Source organism: Streptomyces sp. NPDC001709, from assembly GCF_053596375.1.
This window is the reverse complement of the sequence record NZ_JBSFGB010000055.1, coordinates 1-14,932: the sequence shown is the minus strand read 5'-3', so window position 1 is coordinate 14,932 and position 14,932 is coordinate 1. Positions and strand designations below refer to the sequence as shown.

Genomic DNA, 14,932 nt, shown 5'->3' with positions numbered 1-14,932 from the left:
GGCGCACGGCGCCGTCGTTCTTCCAGTCCGTCGCCCTGCGTGCCGCTGGTCGCCCCCGGTCAGGCGTCGGAGTCGGGCTTTCCGCGCGCCGCCGCGTATGCCTGGGCCGGGGTCATGGAGACGCCGTTGAGGCTGACCGTCTTGTAGGGGCTCACCTTGGCGCAGGTCTTGGCCTGGTCGGCGGTGGAGGCATGAGCGCCTCCGACGGCGGTCTTGGCGTCGGCCGGCGCGGGCGAGGAGCTGCCGCCCGGATAGCCGGTGCCGCTGGGCCAGTCGCTGCCGATCACCAGGGTCAGGCCGGTGCCGGTGCCCTGCTTCAGGTGTGCCGAGGACAGCCCGAGCGCCTTGGCGACCGTCTGCGCCTCGCCCTTCTGGCCGCTGCCATAGGTGAGGGTGGTGGTCGCGGCGAGGCTCGGCGCGTTGGCCGTGGTCGTGGCGGAACTGAAGCCCTGGTCGGTCAGCGCGGACGCGATGTCCGAAGCACGGCCGGTGACCGCGGTGCCGTTCTCGACGGTGACGGCGATCTGCGACGCGGGTACGGCCGGGGTGGTGGCCTGCGCCGTCGCCGAGGCCGCCGCGGCCTTCTTGCCGGAGCCGGTGGTCAGCGCCTGGTCGTTGGAGATGGTGGAGAACAGGGTCTTGGCCCCCGGGCCCACCACGACCCGGTCCTTGTTGTTCGGGTCGGGGGCCGTCTGCATCGTGGTGAAGGTCATCCGCTTGGTCGGCACCTTGTTCACGTCCGCCGCGAGCGAGATCAGCTTCTTCACCGTGCCGAGGCCGTCGTCCACGGTCAGCGCCTTGGTGGCGGCGTCGGCCAGGCCGTAGACCGCCGTGGGGTCGGTGAGCGTGCCCGCACTCTTGAACTTGCGGATCATCGAGCTGAGGAAGATGTGCTGCGAGATCGTGCGGCCGAGGTCGCTGCCGTCGCCGAAGCCGTGCCGGGAGCGTACGAACTCCAGCGCCGCGTCCCCCTTGAGGGTGTGCTGGCCCTTGGACAGCTTCAGGTGCGAGTAGGTGTCGTACACATCGTCACTGACACAGACGGAGACACCGCCGATCGCGTCGGACATCTTCACGACGCCGGAGAAGTCGAGCTTGACGAAGTGGTCGATCGGGATGCCGGTGAGCTGGTGCACCGTGGCCACCTGGCAGGCGGGGCCGTACTGCAGCGCGCTGTTGATCTGGCCGTAGTAGCCGGACGTGGACTGGCCCGACTCACTGTCCTTGCAGGCCGGGACCCGGGTCATGGTGTCGCGGGGGATGCTCATCACCGTCGCGTTGGAGCGGTCCGCGGCTATGTGCACGACCATCTGCACGTCCGCGTTGCTGCCGGTCTGCACCCCGGTCTTGGAGCAGCCGCCGCCGAGCCGGCAGTCGGCCTGGCTGGTACGCCCGTCCGAGCCCATGACCAGGATGTTGATCGGGGTACGGCCGAAGGCGTCGGCCTTCTCGGTGCCGCCCTTGCCGTCGAGCGCGACGCTGTGGATGTTGCCGTTCAGGTGCTGGTAGAACCACCAGCCCGCGCCGGCCGTGACCACGATGAGGACCGACAGGCCTATCCCGATGCCCTTCAGGATCCGTCGGCCACGGCCTGCCTGGCGCGCCCGGCGTCCCCGCTTGCCGCCGCGCGAGCGGGAAGCCGCGCGACCCGCGGCCCGGCCGCCCGACGGACGCACCCCGTCCGGCTCGGCCGCTCGCTGTCCGGGCACCCGCGCGCTACGGCTGCGCGTGGCCTGGCCGCCGGGCCCGTCCCACGGGTCGCTCATCTCCCACTCCCATGAACGGTCGGGTGCTCCGCCTTGCTTGCGTAGTTGCGCAATCTAACAAATCTGTGGCCCGAACAGCACAGACACACACATGATTCACAGGTGAGGCATCTCATGGAACGGCCGTGCGAATCTGGGTCGGTACGGGAGGCGGAGTCTACGCGGCTTACATAAGAGCGACATATAGATGGTCGGAACATTGTTGGGGCCGGAACGAGCGGCAGCGCGGCGCTGTTCAGCCGCCGATCCGCCGCAGGCCATGGGCAGGCGCGGACGCGTGCTGTGACCGGGCGGTCAGCTGGCCCACCATGACCCGGACCAGGGTCACGACGTCGGGGTCGTCGATGTAGTACACCTGGCGCCGGCCCTCGCGGCGGGAGCGGACGAGGCCGGCCAGCTTCAGTTTCGCCAGATGCTGGCTGACCGCGGGGAGCGCTCCGCCCACCCGGTCGGCGAGATGCGTGACATCACTCTCCCCTTGGGAGAGGGCCCACATCAGGTGCAGCCGGGCGGAGGAGGCGAGCAGACCGAACGCCGCGGCGGCTTCCGCGAGCACCTCGGCGGGCGGGTCCTCGAAGCCAGCGGCGCTCTCCGTCACAGCCCTCTCCCGTCCCCGCCCTCGTCACAGCCGACGCACATGCGCCCACCCAGTGTAGGTGTCCGGTTCCGGCGGTTCGGTGCCTCCAGGACGTTCCGGGACCGGTGGACTCACTCCTCGTAGAAGTTGTTGACCACGACCTCCGGTTCGTCGTCGTCGAACGCCTCGTTGAGCAGCGCGCCACCGATGAGACCGGCCGCACCGGCGCCGATGAGCGCGCCCGTACCGAAGCGCCGGCCGCCGCCCTGCTGCTGGTGGTGGTCGTGGTCTCCGTACGGCTGGCCGTACCCCTGCTGGGGGTAACCCTGCTGCGGATAGCCCTGCGGGACGGGCTGCGGATAGCCCTGCTGGGGCGGGGTGTAGAACGGCGGCGCCGTGGTCTGGATGCGCTGCGCGCAGGCGCCACAGGTCTGGACGGGCCGGGGCACGCCCCACTGCGGGGACCAGGTCACGGTCGTTGCGCCCGGGCCGTGGTTGGGGTCGAAGAAGCAGGTCATGGTGGAACTCCCGGTGAGTGGTGGGGATGTGGTGAATGCCGGGGCCGGCGGGTCGGCGACCGGTGGCATCGCCGGGACGGCGACCGGTGGCTTCGGCGGGACGGGCGGAACGTGCGTACCGGCACTGGTCTGCGGTGCGTTGGCCGGGGGTGGAGCCGGGCTCGGTGTCCGGCTCGGGGCGGTGTCCTTCAGCACGGCCACGCCGTAGTCGGTGGCGATGCCGGCGAGCCCCGAGGCGTAACCCTGGCCGACTGCGCGGAACTTCCACTCCGCGCCGTGCCGGTACAGCTCGCCGAAGACCAGCGCGGTCTCGGCCGACAGGCCGCCGGCCGCGAGGTCGTAACGGGCCAGTTCGGTGCCGTTGTCCTGGTCGAGGACGCGGATGTGGGCCCGGTGCACCCGGCCGAAGGTCTGGCCACGGCCGGCGCCGTCGTAGAGGGACACCGGGAAGACGATCTTCTCCACCCGGTCCGGGACCCTGGTCAGGTCGACCTGGATCCGCTGCTCGTCGCCGTCGACCGGACTGCCGCCGCCGGAGTGGCGGACCGAACCGTCGGGGCTGCTCGGGTTGTTGAAGAAGACGAAGTGCTCGTCGGACAGCACCCTGCCCGACGGGTCGCACAGCAGCGCGCTGGCATCCAGCTCATACCCCGTGTCGGCCTGCCAGCCCAGCCCGACCGTCACGGCAGTCAGACCGGGGGCCTGCTTGCTCAGCGACACATTGCCGCCCTTGGTCAGGGACACATTCATCCACGTCCTCCGCAGCCGCTCGCACTTACCGCGTCCATCTTGATCAACGCTCCTAGGCCCCTCTTGGTTCCCCAATTGCGCAATGTCTTAATCATGTAGCAGAACCTCGACGGGTCGTCCCCAGCGGCCAACACCCCTTGTCCGGCCGCCTCGACCGCCCTCTAGGCTTGCGCAAACAAGCAAACCGACTGGAGGACAAACACCGTGGGCATCATCGGCTGGATCATCCTCGGCCTCTTCGCCGGGGGCATCGCCAAGATACTGCTGCCCGGCCGTGACCCGGGCGGCCTGATCGGCACCACCCTCATCGGCGTCGCGGGCGCCTTCGTCGGCGGCTGGCTCTCCGCCCACTTCCTCCACCGGTCGGTGGAGAAGCACTTCTTCGACCTCTACACCTGGGGCGCGGCGATCGGCGGCTCCCTGGTGCTGCTCATCGGCTACCGCATCCTCTTCGGCAACTCCCGCGACTGAGGAGTTGAGGCGGGGGCTCGGCAGCGGGGAGACAGCGGGTGAGACACGGGGGCTCGGGCCGCTGCACGGGGCCCGGGCGCCGGTGACCGCGGGCTGGGTGCGGGAGCACCTGGCGCCCGCCTCACACACACCACCGTGATGACCCCTCGCGCTTGTGCCGGCGAAGGACGCCGTCACCCGCAGGCGCGAGGGCCGGTCGTTCGTACTGGCCGATCGCGCGACTTGCCGAGCAGCGTCTCCATCCCCGCCCCGCCATCGGGTACGACGGCGGGGCCACGCGGCAGTCGCGGTGCCGGCCGACGCCACGCCGTACGGCTACGCCCTGCCGGGCGGCCTGCGTGACCGGATCGTGGTGTCCACGGCGATGCCCGGCTGCTTCGCGTACCGGGAGCCAACCCGTTCCCGCGGCCGGTGCGCTGCACTGCGGCGCTCGTCTTCCGTGGCACGCCAGCGCTGGGACTCAGCGCGCTGGCCGCGCCCGGACCGCTCCCCCGGCGTGTCGCCGCGCTCCTGGCTCCGGCGCCGAGCCTGCGCGCCTAGCCGTCCGTCGTCCCGTTACGGTCATGCCCCGACTGTGGACCGCACCACGCGAAACCCGACGTCGTCGATGCGGAACGTCGGATGGCTGCGGCGCCGTACCGATGCGCGGCAACTCCAGTGCGGGTCGGACCAGCCGCCACCGCGCAGCACCCGGTAGGTGCCGTAGACCTCGGCGTCGTAGACGTCCCAGCACCAGTCCCACGCGTTGCCCAGCATGTCGTACAGGCCCCACGCGTTGGGCGTCTTACCGCCGACGGGGTGGATCCGTTCGTCCGAGTTCTCCGCGTACCAGGCGATCTCGTCGAGCGGGCCGTAGCGGGGGCCGGTGGTGCCGGCGCGGCAGGCGTGCTCCCACTCCGCCTCGGTCGGCAGCCGGTAGCCGTCGGCGGAAGCGTCCCACTCGACCGACTCGGCGTCGTCCCGGAGGCGGTACGCGGGTGTCAATCCCGCTTGCGTGGACAAGGAGTTGCAGAACCGCACCGCGTCCCACCACGACACGCCCTCCACGGGCAGCCGGTCCCCCTGTGCCGCGCTCGGCCGCAGCCCCGTGACCTCCGCATACCCTTCCTGAGTGACCGGGAACGCCGACATCACGAACGGCGCGACATCAACCGGCCACGAACGCTCCGTCCGCCGATCGGCCAACACCACCCGCCCCGCCGGAACGGCAACCATCTCACTGACCAGGCCCTTACCCACGAGTGCACCCTACTGGCAGGCGATGTCTGTGAGTTGACCATGTCGGCCAGTGCGGCGTTGTCCCGCGGGTCCGCTCCCATCAGTTCCCATCAGTACGAACGCGTCCACCTGCCCGGTCGCGACGAGGAGTCCCCCGTGGCAGGTACCGGATGCGGTGGACGGTTTCCGGGGCGGAGGTGCGGCAGGCCTGTCCGTGGACCAGTCGAGGGCGGGAAGGGTCTGTCGCACGTGCCCGGCGAGGCGGTTGCGTTGAAGGAGCACCGCACCGCCCTTCCCAGGCTCCCGCCCCCGGCGTCGCCCACCAACAGCGGTCCAGGGGCTCGCCGTTCCGTCGATCCCGTCGACGATCCAGCGGCGGCGGGCGCCGTGACGGGTGCCGGACTCCTCCTCGCCGAGGAACGCGTCGGCGGGATACTGTCGGCGGATCTGGGCCCGGAGGGTCTCTTCGATCTCCCGGTCGGCTTCCGTGACCGGACTGCCATCGCTCTTGGTGTGCACCGTCAGGGTGTTCCTCGCGAAGTGCCGTCGGCCGATGGCCGCCGACAGGTCGGCCAGGTGATGGGCCAGAGCCAGGGGAGCCGGGTGGGGATGTAGAGCGCCTCCAGCGGCAGATACTCCCCCGTGCATCCAGTGGTCGTACCTCCCCGGGAAGTCCGAGCCGCTGCCGCTCTGCTCGCCCTCGAAGAACCGGCCGTAGCGGCGCACCAGCGACAGGAACCTCTCGGGATCGTCCTCGGGCGGCTGCAGCAGGTCACGGAACCAATACCGGGTGATGACACCGAAGTTGCCGCCTCCGCCGCCGGTGTGTGCCCACCACAGGTCGTGCAGATCGGAGTCGGTGGAGTCCTTGTGTGCGGTCGTAACGGCTGCGCGGTTGCCGTCGCGTACGGTGACGACCTCCACGGCGTACAAGTGGTCGACGGTCAGTCCGTGTAGCCGGGACAGCAGGCCGAAACCGCCGGCGGAGACGTGGCCGCCGGCTCCTACGGAGTAGCAGGAACCGCCGGGGAGCGCGCGGCCGTAGCGGCGGTAGAGCTGGGTGGCGAGGTGCCAGTTGCTCCGCCGGTGCGGACGGCGATCCGCCGGGGCGGGGTGTCGGTACCGGGATGGCGGGCCAGCCAGGCGTTCACGGCGGCCACCACGTCGTCGGTGCTGGTGGCGACCGCGCCGGGGGTCGGCAAGTTACCGAGACGCCGACTAACCGGGTGCTCCGCCGTTCGGGTGGGGCAGGCGGGTGTGCGGAGGGTGTGTCCGAGCGGGGGCGGGCGCCGGAGCACGCCGTCGGCCGCGGGGTGTCCCACCACACCGCCGGCGCCGTCGCTCCACCGGGTCGGCCGCGGGTCCCCCGCCATTCCCCGCGGGGAATTGTCGCGTCGCGGCCGGGACCGGAGCATCGGGGGCATGGACATCGGCGTACTCCTTCCGACCGGCACCGCGCAGTGGGGTCCCGGCGACGATCCGCGTGAGCTGGTCGCCTTCGGCCGGCAGGCCGAGCGCTCGGGCTTCTCCTCCCTCTTCGTCAACGACTCCCTGATCAGCCCGCGCATCGAGGCACTGACCATGCTGGCCGCGCTCGCCCCGGCGACCGAGACCGTGACCCTGGGTACGGCGGCGCTGCTGCCGTTCCTGCGCCGACCGGTGCAGACCGCGCAGACCCTGGCCTCCCTGGACCTGCTGTCCGGCGGGCGGCTCACCGTGACCGTCGGCGCTGGCTTCCCCGGCCGCTTCGGACGGCCCCTCTACGACCTGTCCGAGGTGCCGTGGGCCCGTCGCTTCGCCCGGCTGGACGAGACCGTCGCGCTGTGGCGGGCCGTGTGGAGCGGCGCGGAGTCCTTCCACGGGGAGATCCTCCGGTTCGACGGGCTCCCGCCGGCGACCCGGCCGTACCGCCCCGGCGGACCGCCCGTCTGGCTCGGCGGCGCGACCCCGGCGGCGCTGGACCGCACCGGCCGGCTGTACGACGGCTGGCTGCCGTACCCGCCCGACCCCGCCGACTACACCTCGGGCCTGCTGGCCATACGCGCGGCGGCGGTCGACGCCGGGCGCCGGGCTCAGGACGTCACCCCGGCACTGTTCGTCTCCGTCCGGGTCGACGAGGACGTCGAGAGCGGCCGGCGTGAGCTGGACGCGTACGCGCGGGCTGTCTACGGCATGCCGCTGGCGGACCTGGAGCGGATCCAGGCGGTGGTCACCGGCTCCGCCGAGCAGGTGCGGGAACGGCTCACCCGGTACGCCGCGGCCGGTGCCCGGCACGTCGTCGTCCGCCTCGGCGCGCTGGACCTGGCCGCCCAGCGCGACCAGCTCGCACGAGTCGCCGACCTGATCCCGGCGCTCAGGGCGTCCGCGTCGGCCGTTCCGCTCGCCCAGGAGGCCGCACCCCTTCCGACGGCTCGTGGGACGGCCACGCCACTTTTTCATCCCAACGGGTGAATCGACGGATGGTTGTCCGGACTCCTCCCGCTCTGTGCGGTGTGCTGAGCCACGCGGCCCTGAGGCCGTCACAGGGCCCGGCCGTATCAGGACAGGGGGAGCGGGACGTATGGGGTGATCGTGGCCGCGTTCGGCTTCATGATGCTGCTGCGCTGGATGCCCAGTTCCGGACGCCACTCGTGCTGCACAAGGTGTGAGCACAAGGCGTGAGCGGGCGCGCACAGGGGGATGGCGTCGTTCCGGGAAGCAGTGACCCGGCCGGTAACCCGACCGCGCAGGGCTCTGGGCCTGGTGGGGTGACGGTTTCCGTGGTGTGCTGGTAGTGGCGGGAAGGACCGAGAACAGACGCGGGGAAGCGGCTCTCAGGCCGTGCACCGCGCAATCCGGATCCGCGAGAAGTGGATGGCCCTTCCCGCCCTGTAGTCCCCCCTCGCGTAGTCCCCCCTCGCGTCGCGCCCTTTTGGCGAGGCCCCTGACCGCGTGAACTGCCCCGGACCGCGTGAACTCCCCAGACCGCATGAACTCTCCCGCCGCTGACCGCCGAGGCGGCGTCGGCGGCGGTGCGGCCCGGTATCAGGCGCTCAGCCTCGTCCGCCGCTGAGGTTTCCCCACCGGGGACCGATCTGCTTCCACTCCTCGTCCCACTCGGCCATGCGCCGCTTGATCAGCCGGTTGCGGACCACCCATCCCGCGCCCCAGACCGCCGCGCCGGCCGACGGGGCGACGAGGGCGCCGGTGAGGGCCGCTTGCAGATCCGCGGCCGCACCGGTGACGGGCGCGGAGACCACGTGTCCCGCGCGGTTGGTCCACACGGTCACCTGGGATCCGACGGGTGCGCCGGGGACGACCTTCGCCCGGTCGGTGTGGACGGTGCCGTGGGTGTCCGTCCAGCGCACGGTGGCCCACACCCGCCCGTCGTCGTAGCCGCTCCCCGAGGCCGGGGTCCTGGCCGCGCTGTCGGTGAGCACGGCGGACACGGCGTGCACCTGGGCCTCCCGGGCGGAGAACGCCGCGCCGGCGGTCTGTGCCGCCACGAGACCGGCGACGACCCCACCGAGGACGGCGAGCATCCAGGTCACGAGGACGATCCAAGCCTCGACGACATCGCTGTGCCGTCTGAGCGGATTGCGTCGCCAGCGCCACAGCCGTACCGGGGTGACCGTCGTGGGAGGTGTCCGGTTCATCGTCACCGCCTCCTCTCGCGCACCGGCGGCTTCGCCGCGCCCACTCCACGTACCCCTCGCCGGGCAGGATCGCGACCGGCAGGCGGCGAGCGGGCTCGGGGCGGTCTCCCGGACCCGGCCGTCGAGTGTCACCACACCATCGTGCACCTCAAATCCGGATGTCGGAGGGGTGAGTGCGGCAGACACTCATGACGACCTTGTGCATGACCTTGCGCACGGCCTTGTGCCACCCCTGCCGACCAGCGGATCTCCTCGACTGCTCCGGCCCCGGCGTGTGCATCGGACCGCCCCGTGTCCGGGTCACGCACCCGCGAAGAAGCCGGCCCTGATCCCGGCGTCGGCCACTCGCCCCCTGGGCGCCGACGGCTAGGACGGCGTGAGCGGCAGGTCGTCGGTGTAGGCGTTCACCGGCTGGGCGATGGGGTGGGTGTCCCTGACGTCGAGGGCCGCCTGTGCGGTCCTGGTGCCGAGGACGCCCCCGGGGTGCCAGGTGCCGGTCACCGCGAGCCAGGTGTTCGCGGGCGGGGCCTCGGTGCCGTACACGTGGACCTTGACGGTCTGTGAGTCCGCCGCGCAGCACGTGAAGATGATGCGGGTCAGGTACCAGCCGTCGTCGCCCTCGGCCGGGGTGACGAAGCCCGTGAGCTGGACGATCCGGTTCTTGACGGCCCGGCTGCGGTCCTGTTGGACGCGTTTGGTGAAGTCGGTGAGGGTCAGGGGCAGCGGTGAGGTGGCGGGCAGCGGGGCGAATTCTTGCTTCTGCACCGCCACCGGCTTGGCGTTCGAGCGTGCCGCGGTGTACGCGCCCAGGGCGGGCGGCGCGTAGCAGAGCAGGCTGATCGCCGGGAGGAACAGCAGCCAGGCGATGCGCGGGGCGCCGGAGTGGTCGTGACCGTGCTCGTGGTCGTGGTTGTCGTCGTCGTGTGCGGTGTGCGGCAGTCCGCCCCGGACGGCCGCCGCGGCCAGGCCGAGCAGCAGGAGGACGACACCGGAGGCGATCAGTGGCGGTCGCAGGCCGGGCTTGACGTAGCGCAGATAGGTGTCGGTGAACAGGGCCGTGTGCAGCAGGCCGATGCCGGTCAGGGTCAGGAGGAGGGTCTGGACGGGGCGTTTCACAGCAGGGCGCCTCCGATCAGGACGCTCGCGGCGACGGCCACGACGGTGGTGGCCGTGGAGAACCGCCAGGCGAAGGCGCGCCCGAAGGTGCCGGCCTGAAGGGCGATCAGCTTCAAGTCGACCATCGGGCCGACCACCATGAACGCGAGCCGCGCGATCGGGGAGAACCCGGCGAGCGAGGCGGCGACGAACGCGTCGGCCTCCGAGCAGACCGCGAGCAGCACGGCGAGCCCGGCCAGGAAGAGCACCGAGAGCCAGGGCGAGCCGGAGAAGGTGTCGAGGACGGAGCGCGGCACCGCGACGTTGAAGGTGGCGGCGGCCATGGCGCCCAGTACGAGAAAACCGCCGGCGTGCAGGAAGTCGTGCTGGAACCCGAGCCGGAACTCGTTCCAGCGGCCGCGGCCGTGCTGGTGGCCGGAGTGCCGGTGGCGCAGGACCGGCCGCAGCCACTTCTCCTTGCCCAGCCAGAGCCACAGCCAGCCCATCACGGCCGCCGTGGCGAGCGAGGCGAGCAGCCGGGCGGCGACCATCGCGGGGTTGCCCGGGAAGGCGACGGCGGTGGCGGTCAGCACGACGGGGTTGATGGCCGGCGCGGAGAGCAGGAAGGCGAAGGCTGCGGCCGGGGTGACGCCGCGCCGGATCAGGCTGTTGGCGACGGGTACGGAGGCGCACTCGCACCCCGGCAGCACCGCGCCGGCGGCGCCGGCGACCGGCACGGCGAGGGCGGGCCGCTTCGGCAGGACCCTGGTGAACAGGTCCGCCGGCACGAAGGCGTTGATGGCGCCGGACAGGGCGGTGCCGAGGAGGAGGAAGGGGAGTGCCTGGACGGTGATGGCGAGGCACACGGTGCGCCAGGCCTGGACCGCCGGCTGGTTCAGCCACTGGGTGCCGAGGAGGAGCACGGCCGCGGTGCCGGCCGCGATCGCGAGGGCGGCGCCGAGCGGCCAGGGCCGGATGCGGCGCAGGGACGGTGCACCGACGGGTACGACCGCCACGCCCTCAGCCACATCAACCAATTCATCCGATTTTTTCATTATCGCTCCGGATGTCGGTGTCTGGCCGACGATAGGCGAGACCCGCGGTCCGGCCGTGCGTACACGCCGCCGCACGGCCGACCCATGCATCGCGATGCGCCCCATTGGTGGCGTCGGTGGCCCTTCTCACAAATAACCCCGAACAGGTGCGAAGGTGACGGCTGTCACTTCGCTTGCCGCACGTTTTCTCTACGTTCGAGGCCATGTCATCCCATCCCTCCCCCACCACCGCACGCATGCGCACCGGCGTCCTGCTGGCCTCCGCCGCGGCTCTCCTCTCCGCGGCCGTACTGCATCCGGCACCGGCCGCGGCGGCCTCCGCTCCGGCCGCGTCCCCGCACGTCACGGCCGCCGTGCTGGACCTGGACGGCACCGGCCGCACCCCCGTGGTGCACGGGGAGGACAGCGCGTACGACACCGCCAGCATCGTCAAGGTCGACATCCTCGCGGCGCTGCTGCTCCAGGCGCAGGACGCGGGACGGCAGCTCACCGCCGGGGAGCGGGGGCACGCCGAGCCGATGATCGAACGCAGCGACAACACCGCGGCCGACGCCCTCTGGCGGCAGATCGGCCAGGCCTCCGGGCTGGCGGCGGCCAACAAGCGACTCGGACTGACCTCGACGACGGGCGGGCCCGGCGTCAAGTGGGGGCTGACCCGGACGACGGCGAGCGACCAGATACGCCTGCTCAGGGCCGTGTTCGACGGCGACACGACGGCGAAGTCCGGCTCTCCCGCCCTGACCGCGCAGTCCCGGGCCTACATCCGCTCCCTCATGGGCCAGGTCATCCCCGAGCAGACCTGGGGCGTCTCGGCGGCAGCCGGCTCGGGCGCCGGCGCCGCGCCGGCGCTGAAGAACGGCTGGCTGCAGCGCAACACCTCCGGCCTCTGGGACGTCAACAGCGTCGGCCAGGTCACCGTGAAGGGACACCGGTACCTCGTCGCGGTCCTGTCGAACGGCAGCGCCTCGATGAGCGAGGGTGTCTCCCTGGTGGAGCGGACGGCACGCGGGGCCGTCGCCTAGCGCCTCAGCGGTCCCCCGGGCGCCGGGGCCGGACGACGGCGGCGGCCGTGAGCAGGGCGAGCGCGATCAGGCAGAGCCAGGCGAAGGTGTCCCCGATGCGGCCGTAGAGCGTCGTGCCGCCGCGGACGGGGACGTACGCCACCATGGTCTGCCGGTCGGTCGTGAAGTAGTCCGAGGTGGCGAGGACATGCCCCTCGGCGTCGTAGGCGGCCGAGACCCCTCCGGCGTCCTGGCGGATCAGGGCGTAGCCGTTCTCGACGGCGCGCAGGCCCGCCTTGTCGGTGTGCGCGGCGCCGTACTGCTTCCAGTCGTGCGAGGGGACGAGCATGATGTCGGCCCGGGTGCGCATCAGGGCCGGGAAATCGCCGTCGTAACAGATGACGTTGGCGAGGCGGCCGTACGGGGTGCGGACGACGGGGACATGGCCGTCGCCGGGCGTGAAGCGCTCGGAACCCGGGATGGGATGGGCCTTCTGGTAGGTCCAGAGCACCTTGCCGCGGGGGTCGATGAGCAGTGCCTCGTCCCGCCCGTAGGCGGGTGGGGTGGTGCTGTAGACGCGGACTCCGATCTCCAGGTAGACGCCCGAGCCGCGCGCCTGCCGCTGCGCGGCGGCGATGGCTGCGGCCTCGTCCGGCTCCCGGGTCCGGACGGCGTCCTCGGGCCAGATCACGATCTTCGCGCCGGCAGCGGCCTCGCGGCGGGTGGCCGCGAGCAGGTCGTCCTCGACCGCGGTCATCGCGGGCCGCACCGCGGCGGCGGGGGCGGCGGCGACGCCCGGCCCGTTGGCGAACCGGGCGAGCGTGGCCGTGAGCGTGTCGGTGGTGCTGCGAGCGGGGGTGACTCCGGCGATCCGTACGGTCGTGCCCTGCGGCGGGAAGAAGGCCAGCCGGGCGCCGCCGGCGAGCAGCACACCGAGCAGGACGGCCGTGCAGACGAGGCCGCTGCGCCAGGAAGCGCGCTCCCAGAGGCGGTTGACGGTGCTCGCGGCGTAGGCGATCAGGAAGCCGATCCCCCACGGGCCGGTCACCGAGACGACCTGGAGGAGCGGGAGGTCTCCGTGCTGGGTGACGGCGAGGGAGCCGTACGCCGTGCCGAACGGGGACACCAGGGTGATCAGGAACTCAACGGCGGCGACACCGGCCGGGAAGACGAGGGAACCGGCCGCCGGGCGCAGTCGGGCCGTCAGCAGCCGGTCGGCGACGAACGGCAGTGACTGCAGGGCGGCCAGCGCAAGGGCTCCGGCGAGCACCACGGGGTTGAAGCCGATCGCCGACTCCTGGATCCAGAAGACGGCCGCAGCCAGGTGCGCCGCCCCCATCCACAGCGCTCCTGACCAGGCACGGCTCAGGCGGGTGAAGCGCAGCAGCAGGACGGGGAAGATCCAGGCGGCGGCCGCGATGTCCCACCGGCCGCCGACCGCGAAGAGCATCGCGGCGGTGCCGAGCGGCAGCAGGGGCCAGGTATGCGTGCGCGATGGTGTGCGCCGGCGGGGCTCGTCCGTCGTCGGCTGGGGCGGGGGCTGTACGGCTGTGACGGCTGTGTTCGACATGTCAGGGACGCTAGGGCGGCCCGGCCCGGCGGCGCCTCGGGCCCGATGCCGATCCTGGGGAGCGCCGACGCATCTTTCGATGCGCGCCCCGCGGAGGATCCGTCGCGCTCGCGGGTCGTCTAGCCTGACGGACCGAGATGATCGTCCCGATGAAAAGCCTGACCCGAGCCGTACAACGCCGGCTCGCCGACCGACCGCGGCTGACCGACGCCGTGTGGGTGGGCGGCCTCACGCTGCTCGACATGGCCACGGTGCCGGCCCGGACGCCCGCGCCGCCCGCCTGGGGCGTGGCGCTGTGGGGCGCGCAGACCGTGCCGCTGCTGTGGCGGCGGACGGCGCCGCGTGCCGTGCTCGTCGTGATGACCGCGCTGTACGTCCTGTTCCAGGCGCTCGGCCCGATCCCGTCGAAGGTGCCCGGACCGTTCCTGCTGATGCTCGGCGTCTACGCCGTGGCCCGGTACACACCCGCCGCGGCGAGTGTGCCGCTCACCCTGCTCGGCCTCGCCTCGGCCGCCGTGACGGACGCGCTGACCGGGCACTGGGAGCCACCACGGCTCGGCTCGCTGGAACCCATCAGCCTCACGACGTTCGGGTTCTTCTTCGCCCTGGCCTGGCTGCTGGGGTACGGACGGCGCCGGATCGACGCCGACGCGGCCCGGCTGCGCGAGCTGAACCGGCGGCTCGCGGCCGAGCGGGAACTCAACGCGCGCCAGGCCGTGCTCACCGAGCGCGCCCGTATCGCCCGCGACCTGCACGATGTCGTCGCCCACCACGTCAGCGCCATCGCCCTGCAGGCACGGGCAGCCGAAGACGTGCTCACCTCCGGTCCGCTCCAGCCGGAGGAGGCCGCGCACGGGGTCGGGGTCATCGCTCGGACCGCCGACACGGCGCTGGCCGAGATGCGGCGGCTGCTCGGGCTGCTCTCCTTCGGCGAACGGGATCTCGTCCCCGAGCCGTCCCTCGCCCGTCTCGACCAGCTCGTGCGTGTCGCGACCTCCGCGGGGTGCCGGGTCACGTGTGCCGTCGAGGTGGACGGGCGGACGGCGCCCGCCGGGATGCAGGTCTCGGCCTACCGGATCGTCCAGGAAGCGCTGACGAACGTGGTCAAGCACGCCGGTGCCGTCGATGTACGGATCGCCGTGCGGGGTGACGACGCGCGGCTCACAGTCGAGGTCGCGAACGACCCGCCCGCCCCGGGCCACCGGCCGGTGCCCGGCAGCGGGCGGGGGCTCGTCGGGATGCGGGAGCGCGTGGCGGCCTTCGCCGGCGAGCTGGA

The 14,932-nt window shown here is 72.2% G+C and carries 13 protein-coding genes and 2 pseudogenes; 5 read left to right on the top strand and 10 right to left on the bottom strand.

The annotated features are described in order from the left end of the window. Window positions 1-59: 59 nt before the first annotated feature. The 3 genes from ACWC0C_RS43235 to ACWC0C_RS43225 all read right to left on the bottom strand — a co-directional run bounded on the left by ACWC0C_RS43235 (window position 60) and on the right by ACWC0C_RS43225 (window position 3,611). Window positions 60-1,766, bottom strand: coding sequence for an LCP family protein (locus ACWC0C_RS43235; protein WP_450870268.1), 1,707 nt, complete (start codon window positions 1,764-1,766; stop codon window positions 60-62). Window positions 1,767-2,001: 235 nt separating this feature from the next. After that, on the bottom strand, window positions 2,002-2,364 hold the full coding sequence (locus ACWC0C_RS43230; protein WP_449194545.1) for an ArsR/SmtB family transcription factor: 363 nt from the start codon (window positions 2,362-2,364) through the stop codon (window positions 2,002-2,004). Between the two features lie 110 nt (window positions 2,365-2,474). Beyond that, window positions 2,475-3,611 carry a TerD family protein gene (locus tag ACWC0C_RS43225; RefSeq protein ID WP_450870266.1) on the bottom strand — a complete coding sequence of 379 codons (1,137 nt, stop codon included), beginning with the start codon at window positions 3,609-3,611 and terminating at the stop codon, window positions 2,475-2,477. Window positions 3,612-3,815: 204 nt separating this feature from the next. On the opposite strand from ACWC0C_RS43225, the gene ACWC0C_RS43220 reads away from it, so the two are divergent. Then, window positions 3,816-4,082 carry a GlsB/YeaQ/YmgE family stress response membrane protein gene (locus tag ACWC0C_RS43220; protein WP_449194547.1) on the top strand — a complete coding sequence of 89 codons (267 nt, stop codon included), beginning with the start codon at window positions 3,816-3,818 and terminating at the stop codon, window positions 4,080-4,082. Window positions 4,083-4,335: 253 nt separating this feature from the next. Beyond that, window positions 4,336-4,616 (top strand): annotated as a pseudogene (locus ACWC0C_RS43215) (M56 family peptidase); the annotation flags it as partial. Window positions 4,617-4,643: 27 nt separating this feature from the next. On the opposite strand, the gene ACWC0C_RS43210 reads toward ACWC0C_RS43215, so the two are convergent. The 3 genes and pseudogenes from ACWC0C_RS43210 to ACWC0C_RS43200 all read right to left on the bottom strand — a co-directional run. After that, window positions 4,644-5,297, bottom strand: coding sequence for a formylglycine-generating enzyme family protein (locus tag ACWC0C_RS43210; RefSeq protein WP_450870313.1), 654 nt, complete (start codon window positions 5,295-5,297; stop codon window positions 4,644-4,646). 33 nt (window positions 5,298-5,330) lie between these two features. Continuing rightward, window positions 5,331-6,224, bottom strand: a complete 894-nt coding sequence (locus ACWC0C_RS43205) for an inositol monophosphatase family protein (RefSeq protein WP_450870311.1) — start codon at window positions 6,222-6,224, stop codon at window positions 5,331-5,333. Window positions 6,225-6,254: 30 nt separating this feature from the next. Continuing rightward, window positions 6,255-6,443 (bottom strand): annotated as a pseudogene (locus ACWC0C_RS43200) (hypothetical protein); the annotation flags it as partial. A 279-nt stretch (window positions 6,444-6,722) separates the two neighbouring features. On the opposite strand from ACWC0C_RS43200, the gene ACWC0C_RS43195 reads away from it, so the two are divergent. Continuing rightward, window positions 6,723-7,751, top strand: a complete 1,029-nt coding sequence (locus ACWC0C_RS43195) for an LLM class flavin-dependent oxidoreductase (protein WP_450870264.1) — start codon at window positions 6,723-6,725, stop codon at window positions 7,749-7,751. A gap of 581 nt (window positions 7,752-8,332) precedes the next feature. Here ACWC0C_RS43195 and ACWC0C_RS43190 read toward each other — a convergent pair. From ACWC0C_RS43190 to ACWC0C_RS43180, 3 genes are all read right to left on the bottom strand, one after another. Then, a complete protein-coding gene (locus tag ACWC0C_RS43190; protein WP_450870262.1) occupies window positions 8,333-8,935 on the bottom strand; it encodes an Rv1733c family protein in 603 nt (200 codons plus the stop codon). A 366-nt stretch (window positions 8,936-9,301) separates the two neighbouring features. Then, a complete protein-coding gene (locus ACWC0C_RS43185) occupies window positions 9,302-10,051 on the bottom strand; it encodes a TIGR03943 family putative permease subunit (RefSeq protein WP_450870261.1) in 750 nt (249 codons plus the stop codon). Further along, the gene (locus tag ACWC0C_RS43180; RefSeq protein ID WP_450870310.1) at window positions 10,048-11,058 is read right to left on the bottom strand and encodes a permease; all 1,011 of its coding nucleotides are present in this window, start codon (window positions 11,056-11,058) and stop codon (window positions 10,048-10,050) included. The genes ACWC0C_RS43185 and ACWC0C_RS43180 overlap by 4 nt, the downstream gene beginning before the upstream one ends. A gap of 230 nt (window positions 11,059-11,288) precedes the next feature. Here ACWC0C_RS43180 and ACWC0C_RS43175 point away from each other — a divergent pair, with 230 nt between their 5' ends. After that, entirely contained in the window at window positions 11,289-12,107 is an 819-nt protein-coding gene (locus ACWC0C_RS43175; protein ID WP_450870259.1) for a serine hydrolase, read from the top strand. Between the two features lie 4 nt (window positions 12,108-12,111). On the opposite strand, the gene ACWC0C_RS43170 is transcribed toward ACWC0C_RS43175, so the two are convergent. After that, complete coding sequence (locus ACWC0C_RS43170; protein ID WP_450870257.1) at window positions 12,112-13,656, bottom strand: nitrilase-related carbon-nitrogen hydrolase; 1,545 nt, start codon at window positions 13,654-13,656, stop codon at window positions 12,112-12,114. Window positions 13,657-13,805: 149 nt separating this feature from the next. On the opposite strand from ACWC0C_RS43170, the gene ACWC0C_RS43165 reads away from it, so the two are divergent. Then, window positions 13,806-14,932 (top strand): sensor histidine kinase (locus tag ACWC0C_RS43165; RefSeq protein ID WP_450870256.1); only part of this gene is annotated, 1,127 nt, incomplete at its 3' end.

Bases quoted from the DNA above. Each gene is read 5' to 3' on its own strand.
- ACWC0C_RS43235 (WP_450870268.1), bottom strand. From the start codon at position 1,766: ATGAGCGACCCGTGGGACGGGCCCGGCGGCCAGGCCACGCGCAGCCGT.
- ACWC0C_RS43225 (WP_450870266.1), bottom strand. From the start codon at position 3,611: ATGAATGTGTCCCTGACCAAGGGCGGCAATGTGTCGCTGAGCAAGCAG.
- ACWC0C_RS43210 (WP_450870313.1), bottom strand. From the start codon at position 5,297: ATGGTTGCCGTTCCGGCGGGGCGGGTGGTGTTGGCCGATCGGCGGACG.
- ACWC0C_RS43195 (WP_450870264.1), top strand. From the start codon at position 6,723: ATGGACATCGGCGTACTCCTTCCGACCGGCACCGCGCAGTGGGGTCCC.
- ACWC0C_RS43190 (WP_450870262.1), bottom strand. From the start codon at position 8,935: ATGAACCGGACACCTCCCACGACGGTCACCCCGGTACGGCTGTGGCGC.
- ACWC0C_RS43175 (WP_450870259.1), top strand. From the start codon at position 11,289: ATGTCATCCCATCCCTCCCCCACCACCGCACGCATGCGCACCGGCGTC.
- ACWC0C_RS43170 (WP_450870257.1), bottom strand. From the start codon at position 13,656: ATGTCGAACACAGCCGTCACAGCCGTACAGCCCCCGCCCCAGCCGACG.